Genomic DNA, 13,939 nt, shown 5'->3' on the forward strand with positions numbered 1-13,939 from the left:
CGCAAAAGTCGCAGGAACGTGCGGATGTTCCTTAGTGTGTTCCCGGTCCACCGGTTCGCGCCGGACCGACCGAGAACGTGACGACGTGCGGGTCTCGTACGTCGTGATCCGGAGAAGGGGATTCACATGTCGCTGAACAAGTCCGAGCTCGCCTCGGCCATCGCCGCCAAGGCCGACCTGACCAAGTCGGACGCCGAGGCTGCGCTCAACGCCCTCCAGGAGGTGCTCATCGAGTCGCTCGGCAAGGGTGAGGCCGTCAAGGTCACCGGTCTGCTGTCGGTGGAGCGCGTCGAGCGTGCCGCCCGCACCGGCCGCAACCCCCGCACGGGCGAGGAGATCCAGATCCCCGCGGGCTACGGCGTCAAGATCAGCGCCGGTTCGCTGCTGAAGAAGGCCGTCGCCAAGTGACGTCCCGCTGACCTCGGTCAGCACCTCGAGGGCCCGCCGTCCGCTCTGCCGCGGACGGCGGGCCCTCGCGCGTCACAGGTCGCCCTTGCGCTCCAGGAAGCGCATGGCGAGCCAGCCGAAAGGCACCCGGCCCCAGTAGGTGACGAGCCGGAACAGGATCGTGGTGGACAGCGCGATCGACGCCGGGATGCCGGCGGCGGTGAGGCCGGCGGTGAGCGCGGCCTCGACTCCGCCCAGGCCGCCGGGCGTCGGGACGAGCGCGCCGAGGGCGTTGCCGACCAGGTAGATCACCGCGACGTCGATGAGGTGGAGCGACTGCCCGAACGCCGTCAGGGACGCGTCGAAGGCGAGCACGTACCCCAGCGACATGATCACGTTGCCGCCGATCCCCAGCGCGAGCCGACCGGGCTGGCCCAGCATCTGCGACAGTCGCGGCCACACCTGCTCGAGGGTGGGGCGCGTTTTCTCCCACACCCAGCGGCGCACCGCCGGGACCAGCAACGTCGCGATGACGACGGCGGCGACGCCGGCGATCGCGAGCAGCACGGTGATGGACGGCAGCTCGATGAGGCCGCCCGAGCCCGTGAAGATCGACAGCACCACGAGCAGCAGGACCGTCACCACGAACTGCGAGGCCTGCACCAGGGCCACGGTCGCGACCGCCATCGGCATCGCGACGCCGCGGCGGTTCAGCATGCGCAGGTTGAGCGCAGCGGGCCCGATCCCGGCGGGGGCCGCGAGCGCGACGAACGATCCGGCCATCTGCGTCAGGGTGGCGCGCCACACCGGCAGCCGCTTCGGCGAGAACGCCACGAACGTCAACGCGGCCCCGAACCAGGTGATCGCCCCCAGCGTGAACGCCACGACGATCCACCACGGGTTGGCCTGGCTCACCGCCTCGGTGATCTCGTCCAGGTTCATCGTGGTGACCAGCGCGGTGATCACCACGATGAACAGGGTCAGCATGATGACGGTGCGCGCGCCGAACCGGGTGATGTTCTGCGGCTGGACGTCGACCTGCGGGAGCCGTTCCACGAGCGCGTCGCGCAGCGCGTCGAGCAGGCCCTTGCGCTGGCGCACGGCCACCCGGGTGGGTGCGGGCAGCGCGACGGACTGCAGCAGCGGGCCGACGGCGGTCACGTCGGCATCGGGGAGTGCCCGCACCGCGGACGCGACCGCTCGGTCCGGGCCGACCTTGAGCGCGAGCAGCGCCAGCATCTGGGTGAGGTCGAGGCGCCGGCCGAGCGTGGTGGAGGCGATCTCGCCCTGCTCCCAGCCGGTGAGCCAGACCCGCGGGGTGCCGTCGTCGTCGCGCCCGACGAGCAGCACGTCCTGCGTCAGCGCGTGGTGCGTCAGTCCCGCGGCGTGCGCGCGGCACAGCTGTTCCCAGGCGGCCGCGAGGATCTCGTCCCCGTCGTCCCCGTCGAGCGCGTCGTCGGGCAGGTCCCGCCACGAGACGGCGCCCTCGGCGTGCTCGTTCACCAGCACGATCGAGTCGGCGGCCTCGCCGACGCCGAGCAGGTGCGGAGTGCGGACGCCGGCCGCGGTCGCGGCATAGGTGAGGAGCGCGGTGCGCTCGGCGACCGCCTTGAGCGACACCTGCGCGCGCCCCTCGAGCCCGCGCAGCCGCAGCGCCCGCCAGGCCCGTGTCAGCACCCCGACCACGTGCCGGTCCCCGTCGAGGACGACGACGTCGCGCCGGTCGCCGTCAGGCGTGAACATCGCGTACACGCGGGTGTCGCCGGCCCGGGTCAGCGCCATGGTGGCGGGGTCCGCGAGGGTGCCCGACGACGGGATGTCCGGCTGGTCCACCTGCTCGCCCCGGCTGCCGCGAGCGCCGGCCCGGCCGCGGTGGCGGATCATGGCCCGCAGGGTGGTGCGGCCGGTGACCTCACCGGCGGCGTCGACGTGGGTGACCGTGTCGTCGGGCAGCGCGCTGCCCGTGCCGGTGCCGGGACCGTCCGTGCCGTCGTCGTCCACCAGCGCGGACACGCCCCGGACGCGGACCAGCGCGGTGGGCCGGAAGCCGGCGTGCCGGACGGCGGTGACGAGCTCGCCGCCGTAGGCCCGCTCCGAGCGGACCCCGGAGGCGTACTGGACCGCCTGCCCGGCGAGCCGGCCGAGCAGCAGTGCCACGAGCACGCCCGGCAGCGCGGCCTGCCCGGTGATCAGCGCGACGACGAGCGCGAGGTAGAGCACGTTCCAGGACCAGCGCACCGTCCGACGGCGGGTGCGCGGCCCGGCGGTCGTCAGCAGCCCTGCGATGGCGGACACGTAGCCCGGGATTGTGATCGTCCAGGCGCCGTCGCGGAACACCGACAGGGTGCGGACGAGCTCGTCGCTGCCCAGCCAGGCGAGCGCCAGCATGGCCAGCACGCCGAGGACCAGACCCAGGCCCGCGGCGACGATCGACTCGACGACCTGCCGCCCGAGCCGCCGCATGCCGAGCTCGAGCAGCGCCGCGACCGGCACGATCAGCGTGACGAGCCCTTCGAGGAGCTGGACCGGGATGAAGAGCAGCTCGCCGAGGAGCGTGTTGAACGCGCGCACGTCCTGGGTGACGCCCTCGGTGGTGCCGTGCGCGACCACCGACAGCACCAGGACCAGCGTGACGCCCAGCGCGCTGAGGACCAGCCCGAGCAGGTCGGAAGGGTTGCGCACGCGCTGCTCGGGGTTGTCGACCACGCGCACCAGGCCGGCGTCGTGGTCGGGTGGGCCCCCGCCGACGAACAGCGCGCGCAAGGCGCCCGTCGGGGGGTTCGAGGCCTCCTCGGGGGCGAGGGACCCGACCTCGTGCACGACGGAGCGCGGGGCAGCGGGCCCCGTCGGGGCCTCCTCACGCGCGCGGGACATGCTCGCGAGTCTAGGTGGGCGGGTCGCCGAGGGCTGGTCGAAATATGCCGTGTCCGAGGGGTAGTGTGCCGCGCACAACATCCGCAGCGTTGCGGGGCGGGTCGTATGGCGTCACACCGACGTGACCTGCCCGACACAGGCGGCTGCTAGACAACTCCGTGCCCGCGACGATCCGCGGCCGCATCCAGAGGAGATCAACCATGAGGTCCATTCGAGGCAACCGACGCGGCCTGTCCGCCGTCGCAGGCGCGGCGAGCGTCGCGGTCCTGCTCGCGGCGTGCAGCGGCGGTGGCGACGGCGAGAGCGGCGACGAGGGCGGCGACGCCGGCGGTGCGCTGACCGTCGGCACCACCGACAAGGTCACGACGATCGACCCCGCCGGTTCGTACGACAACGGGTCGTTCGCCGTGATGAACCAGGTCTACCCGTTCCTGATGAACACGCCGTACGGCAGCCCGGACGTCGAGCCCGACATCGCCGAGTCGGCCGAGTTCACCGAGCCCACCGAGTACACGGTGACGCTGAAGCCCGGTCTCAAGTGGGCCAACGGCAACGACCTGACCGCCTCGGACGTGAAGTTCAGCTTCGACCGCATGGTCGCCATCGCCGCGGAGAACGGCCCCTCCTCGCTGCTGTACAACCTGGACAGCACCGAGGTCGTGGACGACACCACCGTCGTCTTCCACCTCAAGAGCGAGAACGACCAGACCTTCCCGCAGATCCTGTCCTCCCCGGCCGGCCCGATCGTCGACGAGGACGTCTTCTCCGCCGACGAGCTGACGCCCGACCAGGAGATCGTCGACGGCAACGCCTTCGCGGGCCAGTACGCGATCACCAGCTACAACTTCAACGAGCTCATCACCTACGAGGCGTACGAGGGCTACCAGGGCCTGCTCGGCCCGGCCGAGACGGCCGAGGTGAACGTCTCCTACTTCGCCGACTCCTCGAACCTCAAGCTCGAGGTGCAGCAGGGTTCGGTCGACGTGGCGTTCCGCTCGCTGTCCTCCACCGACGTCGAGGACCTCCAGGGCGACGACAACGTCAAGGTCGTCGAGGGGCCGGGCGGCGAGATCCGCTACATCGTCTTCAACTTCGACACGCAGCCGTACGGTGCCGAGCAGCCGGAGGCCGACGAGGACAAGGCGCTCGCCGTGCGCCAGGCCGTCGCGCACCTGATCGACCGCGACGCGATCTCGGAGCAGGTCTACAAGGGCACCTACACCCCGCTGTACTCCTACGTCCCGGCGGGCCTGACCGGCGCGACCGAGTCCCTCAAGGAGCTCTACGGCGACGGGCAGGGCGGCCCGGACGCGGCCGCCGCGGAGCAGGCACTGAACGACGCGGGCGTCGAGACGCCCGTCGGCCTGAGCCTGCAGTACTCGAACGACCACTACGGGCCGTCGTCCGGTGACGAGTACGCCCTCATCAAGGACCAGCTCGAGGAGTCCGGCCTGTTCACGGTCGACCTGCAGACCACCGAGTGGGTCCAGTACAGCGAGGACCGCTCCTCCGACGTCTACCCCGCGTACCAGCTCGGCTGGTTCCCGGACTACTCGGACGCCGACAACTACCTGACGCCGTTCTTCCAGACGGAGAACTTCCTCAGCAACCACTACTCGAACCCCGCGGTCGACGAGCTCATCCTGGAGCAGGGCGTCGCCACCGACCCGGCCGAGCGCACCGCCATCATCGAGGAGATCCAGGACACCGTGGCGCAGGACCTGTCCACGGTGCCCTACCTCCAGGGTGCTCAGGTCGCCGTCGTCGGCGCCGACGTCACGGGTGCCGAGGACACGCTCGACCCGTCGTTCAAGTTCCGCTACGCCGCGCTGGCCAAGGGCTGACGGGCCGGTACATCGCCCGTGGCTGCAACACCTGCAGCGGGAGGCGCACTGGGACGGTACGTCCTGGTGCGCTTCCTGCTGATCATCCCCACCGTCTTCATCCTGGTCACCACCGTGTTCGTGCTCATGCGCGCCACCGGTGACCCGATCACGGCCGCCCTCGGCGGTCGTCTCACCCCGGACCAGCTCGCCGAGCGCATCCACGCCGCCGGGTACGACCGGCCGATCATCGTGCAGTACTGGGACTACCTGTCCGGGATCTTCACCGGCGACCTCGGCACGACCCTCAGCGACAGCCGGCCCGTGACCGAGGTGCTCACCACCTACGGCGCGGCGACGCTCGAGCTCAGCGTCTACGCGGTGCTCGTCGCCGCACTGCTGGGCGTCCCGTTCGGCATGCTGAGCGGCTACTTCCGTGACCGCGTCCCGGACGCCGTCCTGCGGGTGCTCGCGATCCTGGCGTACGCCACGCCCGTGTTCTTCGCGGGCCTGCTGCTCAAGCTCGTCTTCTCGGTCTGGCTCGGGTGGTTCCCCGTGGCGGGCCGCGTGTCGACCGGCGGCGAGATCGAGATGCGCAAGGCCGGCGCCGACTCCGGGTTCGTGCTGATCGACGCGCTGCGCACCGGGGACCCCGAGGTCGTCCTCGACGTGCTCTCCCACGCCGCCCTGCCGGCGCTCGCGCTCGGGCTGCTGACCGCCGGGATCTTCCTCCGGCTCGTCCGCACCAACATGATCGGCACCCTCGGCACCGACTACGTGACGGCGGCCCGCTCGCGGGGCATCAGCGAGCGCCGCCTCGTCACGGGTCACGCCTGGCGGCCGGCCCTCATCCCGATCATCACCGTGGCCGGCATGCAGATCGCCATGCTGCTGGTCGGCGCGGTCCTCACCGAGACCACGTTCGAGTGGCGCGGGCTAGGCTTCCAGCTCGCGCAGTACCTGCAGGCGCGTGACTTCGTCGCCGTGCAGGGGATCGTCGTGGTGATGGCCGTGGTGGTGGCCGTGACGAACTTCCTGGTCGACATGATCGCGGTCCTCGTGGACCCGAGAGTGAGGTACTGATGACTGCGCCGGAGATCACGAGCGTCGGCACCGCTGGTGCGGCGCCGGAGCACCTGCGCGGTCGCGGTGCGTGGTTCAAGCGGCTGCCCGTGGTGCACCAGCTGCGCCAGAGCGTCGGGCTGCAGCGCGGCATGCTGGTCGCCGGACTGGTCCTCATGGGGGCCTTCGTCCTGCTGGCGGCCGGTGCACGGTGGATCGCGCCGTACACGTGGGCGCAGCTGCGCGGCCCGGACGGCATGTTCGGCGCGCAGCAGCCGCCCAGCGCCGAGCACTGGTTCGGCACCACCGTGGGCGGCTACGACGTGCTGTCCCGGGTGGTGTGGGGTGCGCAGACGGCGCTGTTCGTCGTCGTCGTGGCGGTGCTGTCCTCGATCGTGGTCGGGGTGGTCCTCGGGCTGCTGTCCGGGTACTTCGGGGGCTGGCTCGACCGGATGCTCGTGCTCGTGGCGGACGCCGTCTACGCGTTCCCGTCCCTGCTGCTCGCCATCCTGCTCGCCATCGTCATCTCGGGCGGGCAGTCGAGCATGTGGGGCGGCATCTTCGCCGCGGCGCTGTCCATCACCGTGGTGTTCGTGCCGCAGTACTTCCGGGTGGTGCGGGCCGAGGTGGTCCGGGTCAAGGGCGAGGCGTTCGTCGACTCGGCGCGCGTGCTCGGCACCGGGCACTGGCGGATCATGACGCGCCACGTGCTGCGCAACTCGATCCGCACGCTGCCCCTCATCGTGACCCTCAACGCCTCCGAGGCGATCCTCACGCTCGCCGGGCTCGGCTTCCTGGGCTTCGGGATCGAGCCGACGGCGGCCGCCGAGTGGGGCTACGACCTGCAGCGGGCCGTCGCCGACGTCACGTCGGGCATCTGGTGGACCGCGCTGTTCCCGGGTCTGGCGATCGTCATCGCCGCCATGGGGATGACGCTGGTCGGCGAGTCGCTCAACGACCTCGCCGACCCGCGGCTGCGCTCGCGGTCCCGGTCGAAGCAGGTCTCCGGGAAGGTCGCGGCCACGTCCGTCCTCGCGGACGACCAGCAGAAGGGAGACGTCGCGTGAGCGCCGTCGCATCGATCAACGACCTGGCGATCTCGTTCGCCACCGACGCCGGGCCGGTGCGCGCCGTCGACGGCGTGAGCCTCGAGGTGCGCCCGGGCGAGGTCCTGGCCGTCGTGGGGGAGTCCGGCTCGGGCAAGACCGTGACGGCGAAAGCCATCCTCGGCCTGCTGCCCGCCACGGCCACGATCCGGGGCGCCGTGGTGCTGACCGGGCGGGACGGCAGCACCACCGACGTCGTGTCGGTGTCGGGCGCGAAGCTCCGCGAGGTGCGCGGCCGGGACGTCGCGATGGTCTTCCAGGAGCCGTCGAGCGTCCTGAACCCGGTCTACACGGTGGGCCGGCAGATCGCGGAAGGGCTGCGCGCCCACGGCAAGGTCTCGAAGAAGGAGGCGCGTCGCCGCGCGATCGAGGTGCTGGGCACGGTCGGCATCCCGGACCCCGAGGAGCGGGTGGACCACTACCCGCACCAGTTCTCGGGCGGGCAGAAGCAGCGCATCGTCATCGCGATGGCGCTGGTGCTGAACCCGGGCCTGATCGTGGCGGACGAGCCGACCACGGCCCTCGACGTCACGGTGCAGGCCGAGATCCTCGAGCTGCTGCGGCGGCTGCGGGACGACACGGGCACGGCGATCGTCCTCATCACGCACAACATGGGCGTGGTCGCGGACCTGGCGGACCGCGTCGCGGTGATGTACCAGGGTGAGGTCGTGGAGAGCGCCCCGGTCAAGGACCTCTTCGCCGACCCGCAGGCCGAGTACACCAGGGCGCTGCTCGGTGCGGTCCCGCGGATCGGCGAGGGTGTGGCTCGCGCAGAGGCCCGCCTCGAGGAGCGTCCGCAGGGGTGGCACGACGCCGAGCCGGTCGTCCGCGCGGACGGCCTGACCATCACCTACCCGGGCCGGCTGCGGCAGCCGTCGTTCACGGCGGTGGACGACGTCTCGTTCACCATCCGGCCGGGCGAGGTGCTGGGCCTGGTGGGCGAGTCCGGCTCGGGCAAGACGACGATCGCGCGCGCGATCGCCGGCCTGACGCCGGTGAGCGGCGGGTCGCTCGAGGTGCTCGGCGCGCAGATGAACGGTGCGCGCGGGCGGAGCCTGCGGACGATGCGCCCCCGGCTGGGGTTCGTGTTCCAGGACCCGGCCACCTCGTTCAACCCGCTGCTGACCATCGCGGAGTGCGTGGCAGAACCGCTGGTGGTGCACGGGCGTGCCCGGACGCCGGAGGCGGCGCGCAAGCGGGTCGACGAGCTGCTCGAGGCGGTGCAGCTGCCCCGCTCGTACGGCGACCGGTTCCCGCACGAGCTGTCCGGCGGGCAGCGTCAGCGGGCGTCCCTCGCCCGGGGCCTGGCTCTCGACCCGGAGCTGCTGGTCGCGGACGAGCCGACGTCGGCCCTCGACGTCTCGGTCCAGGCCAAGGTGCTGGCGTTGTTCACCGAGCTGCAGGCCGAGCTCGGCTTCGCGTGCCTGTTCGTGTCGCACGACCTGGCGGTGGTGGACCTCCTCGCGGACCGGATCGCGGTGCTGTACCGCGGTCGGCTCGTCGAGGAGGGGACGGGCGCCGAGGTGCTCGGTGCGCCGCGCGAGGACTACACCCGGCGGTTGCTCGCGTCGCTGCCGGTGCCGGACCCGGTGGCCCAGGCGGAGCGGCGGCAGGCGTGGGAGGAGCTCACGGCGGCACCCGTCAGGTGATGCCGAGCGCCGCCCGCCACTCGGCCGGCACCAGCGCGTAGCCCACGAACGCGACGACGTCGAGCACGGTGTGCGCGACGACGAGGGGCAGCACGCGGTGCCGGCCCCACCGGGAGGTGTAGAACCAGGCGAAGACGACGCCCATGACGACGTTGCCGAGGAACGGTCCGATCCCCTGGTACAGGTGGTAGGACCCGCGCAGCAGCGAGCTGACGACGACGATCTTGAGGCGCGTCCATCCGAGGTCGGTGGTGCGCTCGGCGAGGTAGGCCACCGCGACGACCTCCTCGAGCAGCCCGTTCTGCAGGGCGGCGAGGATCAGCACCGGCACGGTCCACCAGTGCGCGTCCAGGGCGCTGGCCTGGACGCTCACGGTGATCCCGAGGAGGCGCCCCAGGGCGTAGAAGGCGAGGCCGGGCAGCCCGATGGCCGCGGCCAGCGCGAAGCCCCAGGTGGTGTCGCGGCCGGGCCGGGCGGCGTCGAGCCCGATGCGCCGCAGCGTGCCGGGCCCCCGGGCGCTGAGGAGGTAGATCGCCAGCGCGACGGGGACGAGGGCGAACGCGACGCCGAGGAGCTGGTAGGTCAGGTCGAGCCAGGGCCGGGGCGAGCGGGACGCGTTGAGGGTGGCGGACTGCTCCGCCAGCGACGTCTCCGCGGTGAGCCGCGCGACGATGTTCACCAGCGCGTAGACGCCGCTCTGGCCGAGGCTCAGCCCGAGCACGATCCAGATCTCGGCGCCGGTCCGACGGCGGTCGCGCACCGTGCGCGCCGGTGCGGCGGGCGCGGGGGCCACCCATCGGTCGGGCGGTGCGGAGGCGGAGTCGTGCACGGCGTCCAGGGTAGGCCTACCCACGGTGCGGTGGTGGGCCGGCGGGCGTGGTCAGGGTGCCGGGTCGGAGCCCGAGGAGCTCGCCGGACGCGGGTGGATCCGGGCGAGCGGGGCCGCCGTCATCCCGTGCACCACGGTGCTGGCCGCGACCGCGAGCATCCCGAGGGCGAAGACGCGCGGGTCGGTCACGCCCTGGTCCCGCGCGTACGTGAGGTAGAAGACCGCGGAGACCCCCATCGGGCCGAACCAGCCGGCGAACGCGGCGTCGCGGCGGGTCAGGCCGAGCACGGGCGCGGACAGCAGCACCGCCGGCAGGCGGCGCACGAGCAGGACCCCGACGGTCACGAGGACGACGACGGGTCCCAGCGCGGCCCAGTCCGCCCACGGCAGCGCCGCTCCGACGAGCACGAAGAACGGGACGACGGCGTACCGGTTCACGGCCTCGTCGATCATGTCCTGCTCTTCTCGGATCGTCCGGTCGGTGCGTGCCCCGTAGGCGACGCCGGCCACGAAGACGGCCAGCACGTCGTCGGTCCCGGCGAGCTGGGCGACGCCGAGGGTCGCCAGGGCGAGCAGGAGCGTGAGCATGAGCGTGGGCCCGCTGTCGAGGTCGTGCTCGCGCGTCGCGATCCGGCGGCCCGCGGCGGCGGCGAGCCCGAGGACGACGCCGATCGCGACGGCGCCCAGCACCTCCCAGGTGAGGAGCAGCAGCTCGTGGCCGGTCTCGCGCGGGGTGAGGGCGAGGGAGATCGTGACGGCTACCAGGGGGAGTGCGAGGCCGTCGTTGATGCCGCTCTCGGCGGTGAGCAGGGCGCGCACCCGGCTCGGCAAGGACTTCTCCGCGACGTCGCCGGTGACCACGGAGGCGGCGAGCACGGGGTCGGTGGGGCTCAGGCAGGCTCCGACGACGGCGGCCAGCGCCAGCGGGAGCCCGAGGGCCAGTGCGAGGGCGCCGGAGACCAGCGCCGCGACGGGCATGACGACGACCAGCAGCCAGACCACGGGGCGCACCAGGGACCGGTGCTGGTCGGCCGGGAAGCGCAGCGCAGCGGCCATGACGGAGGCGGCCAGCAGCAGGCGTGACGACTCGAGCAGGAGCGTGTCGCGCTGCGCGTCGTCCCAGCCGAGGGCACCGGAGCCGCCCAGGACGCCGGCCTGGCCGAGCGCGACACCGAGGAGCAGCCCGACCATCGCTTCGGTGACGGGCAGGAAGCGCAGGCGTCTGCTCAGGAGTGCCAGGAGGACGCTCGCCACGCCGATCGTCGCGTACAGGAGCGGCAGCTCCATGGGATCTCCTCTGCCTCGGCCGAAGGGCGGTGTCTCGCACGGTAGGCGAGTCCTCCGTCGGCCGCAGGGGGTTGTGCTGCCTCCGCACGTATGCGACCCTACAAACAGGTTTGCAACACAAACTACTTCGCAAGACCTGAAAGGTGCCGAGATGACCAGCCCCGAGCACGACGACGACGCCCCCGGGCGTCCGCCGCTCGACCCCGCCGAGTCCCTGCGGCTCATCGAGGAGTCCCAGCAGCGCGTCCGCGCCGCGACCGAGCCCGACGGACGCCTGCTCTACCTCGTCTGGGGCGTCGCGTGGCTCGTGGGGTACCTGGTGCTGTGGTCGAGCGCACGCCCGCACGGGGGCGCGCCCGGCGCGATCGGCTTCGCCGTCTTCTTCGCGCTGCTGGCCGTCGCGATGACCATCACCGTGGTGCACAGCGTCGTCCGGGGCGCCGCCACCCGCGGGCCGAGCAACCGCACCGACGCCATGTACGGCTGGTCCTGGTGCCTCGGGTTCCTCTCGTACCCGTTCATCATCGGTGGCATCGCCGACGCCGGCGCCTCGGACGAGGTGATCGGCCTCGTCGCCAACGCCCTCGCGTGCGTCATCGTCGGCCTGCTGTACCTCGCCGGCGGGACGTTCTTCTGCGACAACCGCCTCTACGTCCTCGGGCTGTGGATCCTGCTCACCGGTGGCATCGCCACCGTCGCCGGCATGCCCGCCACCTACCTCGTCATGGCGCTCGCCGGCGGCGGCGGGTTCCTCGTCATGTGCGGCATCGAGGTGGTGCTCGTGGCCCGACGACGGCGCCGCGGCCGGGTGCCCGGCGCCACCGCCGCCGTCGGGCCGGGTGCGGACGATGGCTGAGCTCGACACCGTCATCCACGCCCCCGCACGCCTGCGGGTCGTCTCCACCCTCGCGGCGCTGCCGCGGGACGACGAGATCGTCTTCCCCCGGCTGCAACAGCTCCTCGACATGACCGCGGGGAACCTCTCGACCCACGTGCGCAAGCTCGAGGACGCCGGCTACGTCCGGGTCGTCAAGGGGCACGCCGGCCGCAAGCCCGTCACCTATCTCGCACTGACCACCGAAGGCCGCCGCGCCTTCGAGGACTACACGACCACCCTCACCGCACTGCTGAAGGGAACCGGAGCATGACCGTCATCACCGCCCACGGCGTCACCCGGAGATTCGGGGACGTGGTCGCGCTCGACGACGTCTCCCTCGACGTCGGTGCCGGCGAGCTCGTGGGGCTGCTCGGCCCCAACGGCGCCGGCAAGTCCACCCTGCTGTCGCTGATCAGCGGCCAGCGCCGTCCCGACTCGGGGACGGTCCGCCTGCTGGGCGGAGACCCCCGCGACGCCGCCAGCCGGATCGGCCTCGGCATCACGCCGCAGGAGACCGGCCTGCCGCAGACGCTGCGCGTCGGCGAGGTCGTCGACTTCGTCGGCGGCCACTTCCCGGCCCCGATGCCCACCGGCGAGCTGCTCGACCAGTTCGGCCTCACCGAGATGGCCCGCAAGCAGACCGGCGCGCTGTCCGGCGGGCAGAAGCGGCGGCTCGCCGTCGCGCTGTCCCTGGTCGGCAACCCGCGCGTCATCCTGCTCGACGAGCCCACCACCGGCCTGGACGTCGGCGCGCGCCAGGCGCTCTGGGACGCGATCCGCACGTACCACGCGGGTGGCGGCACGGTCCTGCTGACCAGCCACTACCTGGAGGAGGTGCAGGCGCTCGCCGAGCGCGTCGTCGTCATCGACCGCGGCGTCGTGCGCGCCGACGACACCCTCGACGCGATCCTGCACCAGGTCTCGCTGCGGCGCGTGGTGGTCACCTGCGCCGACGACCTCTCGGCCTGGCCGGGCGTCGCGCGCGCCGAGGCCGCCGCACCCACCGCCGGGTCCGACGGCGGCATGCGGCAGTCGCTGTTCACCCCCGACGCCGACGCCCTGGTCCGTGACCTGGTGCGCGCCGACGTCGACTTCCGCGACCTCGAGATCCGGGGCGCGAGCCTGGAGGAGGCGTTCGAGCAGATGGTCGAGCCCGAGTCCGCCCTGGAAGGAGCGAGCCGATGACCACCGCAACCTCGACCGACACAGCGCAGGTGACGCCGTCGGGCACCGTCAGCCCGGTGCGCCTGACGTGGCTGCACCTGAAGTTCCAGTTCCTCGAGACCGTGCGGATCCCGATGGCGGTCATCGGCAACGCGCTGTTCCCGGCGCTGGCGATGGTGTTCTTCGTGGTCCCGCAGCAGGAGGTCGCCGGCAACCCGGCGTTCGCCACGATGGCCGTCGGCGGGCTGGCGATGTTCGCCGTCTGCTCGGCGAGCCTGTTCACCTACGGGCTCGGGGTGGCCGAGGACCGGGCGCTGCCGTTCGACCCGTTCATGCGGTCGCTGCCTGCCGGCCCGGGCCCCCGGATGGTGGCGCGCGTCGGCAACGGCGCGGTCTTCGCGCTGTTCGGGCTGGTCCCGCTGATCGTGGTGGCCTGGCTGTTCACCTCCGCCGCGGTCACACCCACGGAGCTCGCGGCCGGTATCGGCATGATCCTGCTGACGTCGGTGCCGTTCGTGCTCCTGGGCATGGCGGTGGGCTACTCGCTGACCGCCAAGGCGGCGCTGCCGGTGGTGCAGGTGATCCTGTTCCCGCTGGCCTTCGCGGGAGGGCTGTTCCTGCCGCCGATGATGTTCCCCGCCTGGCTGGACACGCTGTCGCAGCTCACGCCGACCCGCGCCGGCCGCGACCTGCTCGTCGAGGCGCTCACCGGCCAGGAGGCCAACCCGTGGGCGTGGCCCGTGCTCATCGGCTGGACCGTCGTGTTCGCGATGCTGGCCGTGTGGGCGTACCGCCGCGACGAGGGCCGTCGCTTCCGCTGACCTCGCCCGACGACGCAGCGCTCCGCCGGCCCGTGGGGTCGGCGGAGCGCTGTGCGTCCG

General features: G+C 72.4%; 12 protein-coding genes. 9 read left to right on the plus strand and 3 right to left on the minus strand.

Features of this window, described 5'->3' with window-relative positions; all coding sequences use genetic code 11:
- The first annotated feature begins 126 nt into the window (after window positions 1–126).
- A complete protein-coding gene (locus tag ACH5HR_RS07650; protein WP_106265333.1) occupies window positions 127–408 on the plus strand; it encodes an HU family DNA-binding protein in 282 nt (93 codons plus the stop codon).
- A gap of 72 nt (window positions 409–480) precedes the next feature.
- Here the strand turns inward: ACH5HR_RS07650 and ACH5HR_RS07655 are convergent, their stop codons facing one another.
- A complete protein-coding gene (locus ACH5HR_RS07655; protein ID WP_416477182.1) occupies window positions 481–3,261 on the minus strand; it encodes a flippase-like domain-containing protein in 2,781 nt (926 codons plus the stop codon).
- A gap of 200 nt (window positions 3,262–3,461) precedes the next feature.
- On the opposite strand from ACH5HR_RS07655, the gene ACH5HR_RS07660 reads away from it, so the two are divergent.
- The 4 genes from ACH5HR_RS07660 (at window position 3,462) to ACH5HR_RS07675 (ending at window position 8,901) form a co-directional block, all read left to right on the plus strand.
- Entirely contained in the window at window positions 3,462–5,105 is a 1,644-nt protein-coding gene (locus ACH5HR_RS07660) for an ABC transporter substrate-binding protein (RefSeq protein ID WP_416477183.1), read from the plus strand.
- Window positions 5,106–5,171: 66 nt separating this feature from the next.
- Entirely contained in the window at window positions 5,172–6,167 is a 996-nt protein-coding gene (locus ACH5HR_RS07665) for an ABC transporter permease (protein ID WP_402376494.1), read from the plus strand.
- A complete protein-coding gene (locus ACH5HR_RS07670) occupies window positions 6,167–7,213 on the plus strand; it encodes an ABC transporter permease (protein WP_402376491.1) in 1,047 nt (348 codons plus the stop codon). The genes ACH5HR_RS07665 and ACH5HR_RS07670 overlap by 1 nt, the downstream gene beginning before the upstream one ends.
- On the plus strand, window positions 7,210–8,901 hold the full coding sequence (locus tag ACH5HR_RS07675; protein WP_402376489.1) for a dipeptide ABC transporter ATP-binding protein: 1,692 nt from the start codon (window positions 7,210–7,212) through the stop codon (window positions 8,899–8,901). Before ACH5HR_RS07670 ends, ACH5HR_RS07675 begins: the two co-directional genes overlap by 4 nt.
- Here the strand turns inward: ACH5HR_RS07675 and ACH5HR_RS07680 are convergent.
- Both ACH5HR_RS07680 and ACH5HR_RS07685 read right to left on the minus strand, forming a co-directional pair.
- Entirely contained in the window at window positions 8,894–9,694 is an 801-nt protein-coding gene (locus ACH5HR_RS07680) for a CPBP family intramembrane glutamic endopeptidase (protein WP_402376762.1), read from the minus strand. The two genes, ACH5HR_RS07675 and ACH5HR_RS07680, sit on opposite strands and share 8 nt — an antisense overlap.
- 87 nt (window positions 9,695–9,781) lie before the next feature.
- Window positions 9,782–11,017: a cation:proton antiporter domain-containing protein gene (locus ACH5HR_RS07685; RefSeq protein ID WP_416477184.1), complete on the minus strand. Its 1,236-nt coding sequence runs from the start codon at window positions 11,015–11,017 to the stop codon at window positions 9,782–9,784.
- 151 nt (window positions 11,018–11,168) lie between these two features.
- On the opposite strand from ACH5HR_RS07685, the gene ACH5HR_RS07690 reads away from it, so the two are divergent.
- The 4 genes from ACH5HR_RS07690 to ACH5HR_RS07705 are packed head-to-tail and all read left to right on the plus strand — an operon-like array spanning window position 11,169 to window position 13,879.
- A complete protein-coding gene (locus ACH5HR_RS07690; protein WP_416477186.1) occupies window positions 11,169–11,873 on the plus strand; it encodes a hypothetical protein in 705 nt (234 codons plus the stop codon).
- A complete protein-coding gene (locus ACH5HR_RS07695; RefSeq protein WP_416477188.1) occupies window positions 11,866–12,165 on the plus strand; it encodes a transcriptional regulator in 300 nt (99 codons plus the stop codon). Before ACH5HR_RS07690 ends, ACH5HR_RS07695 begins: the two co-directional genes overlap by 8 nt.
- On the plus strand, window positions 12,162–13,079 hold the full coding sequence (locus ACH5HR_RS07700; RefSeq protein ID WP_416477190.1) for an ABC transporter ATP-binding protein: 918 nt from the start codon (window positions 12,162–12,164) through the stop codon (window positions 13,077–13,079). Before ACH5HR_RS07695 ends, ACH5HR_RS07700 begins: the two co-directional genes overlap by 4 nt.
- A complete protein-coding gene (locus tag ACH5HR_RS07705; protein WP_416477192.1) occupies window positions 13,076–13,879 on the plus strand; it encodes an ABC transporter permease in 804 nt (267 codons plus the stop codon). The genes ACH5HR_RS07700 and ACH5HR_RS07705 overlap by 4 nt, the downstream gene beginning before the upstream one ends.
- Window positions 13,880–13,939 lie beyond the last annotated feature (60 nt).

This window comes from Isoptericola maris, from assembly GCF_048065335.1.
In the GTDB taxonomy this organism is placed as follows: domain Bacteria; phylum Actinomycetota; class Actinomycetes; order Actinomycetales; family Cellulomonadaceae; genus Isoptericola; species Isoptericola rhizosphaerae.

What these genes read in the sequence shown, in the direction of transcription:
- ACH5HR_RS07705 (WP_416477192.1), top strand. Translation starts at nt 13,076, where the DNA reads ATGACCACCGCAACCTCGACCGACACAGCGCAGGTGACGCCGTCGGGC.
- ACH5HR_RS07695 (WP_416477188.1), top strand. Translation starts at nt 11,866, where the DNA reads ATGGCTGAGCTCGACACCGTCATCCACGCCCCCGCACGCCTGCGGGTC.
- ACH5HR_RS07660 (WP_416477183.1), top strand. Translation starts at nt 3,462, where the DNA reads ATGAGGTCCATTCGAGGCAACCGACGCGGCCTGTCCGCCGTCGCAGGC.
- ACH5HR_RS07650 (WP_106265333.1), top strand. Translation starts at nt 127, where the DNA reads ATGTCGCTGAACAAGTCCGAGCTCGCCTCGGCCATCGCCGCCAAGGCC.
- ACH5HR_RS07655 (WP_416477182.1), bottom strand. Translation starts at nt 3,261, where the DNA reads ATGTCCCGCGCGCGTGAGGAGGCCCCGACGGGGCCCGCTGCCCCGCGC.
- ACH5HR_RS07670 (WP_402376491.1), top strand. Translation starts at nt 6,167, where the DNA reads ATGACTGCGCCGGAGATCACGAGCGTCGGCACCGCTGGTGCGGCGCCG.
- ACH5HR_RS07700 (WP_416477190.1), top strand. Translation starts at nt 12,162, where the DNA reads ATGACCGTCATCACCGCCCACGGCGTCACCCGGAGATTCGGGGACGTG.
- ACH5HR_RS07685 (WP_416477184.1), bottom strand. Translation starts at nt 11,017, where the DNA reads ATGGAGCTGCCGCTCCTGTACGCGACGATCGGCGTGGCGAGCGTCCTC.
- ACH5HR_RS07690 (WP_416477186.1), top strand. Translation starts at nt 11,169, where the DNA reads ATGACCAGCCCCGAGCACGACGACGACGCCCCCGGGCGTCCGCCGCTC.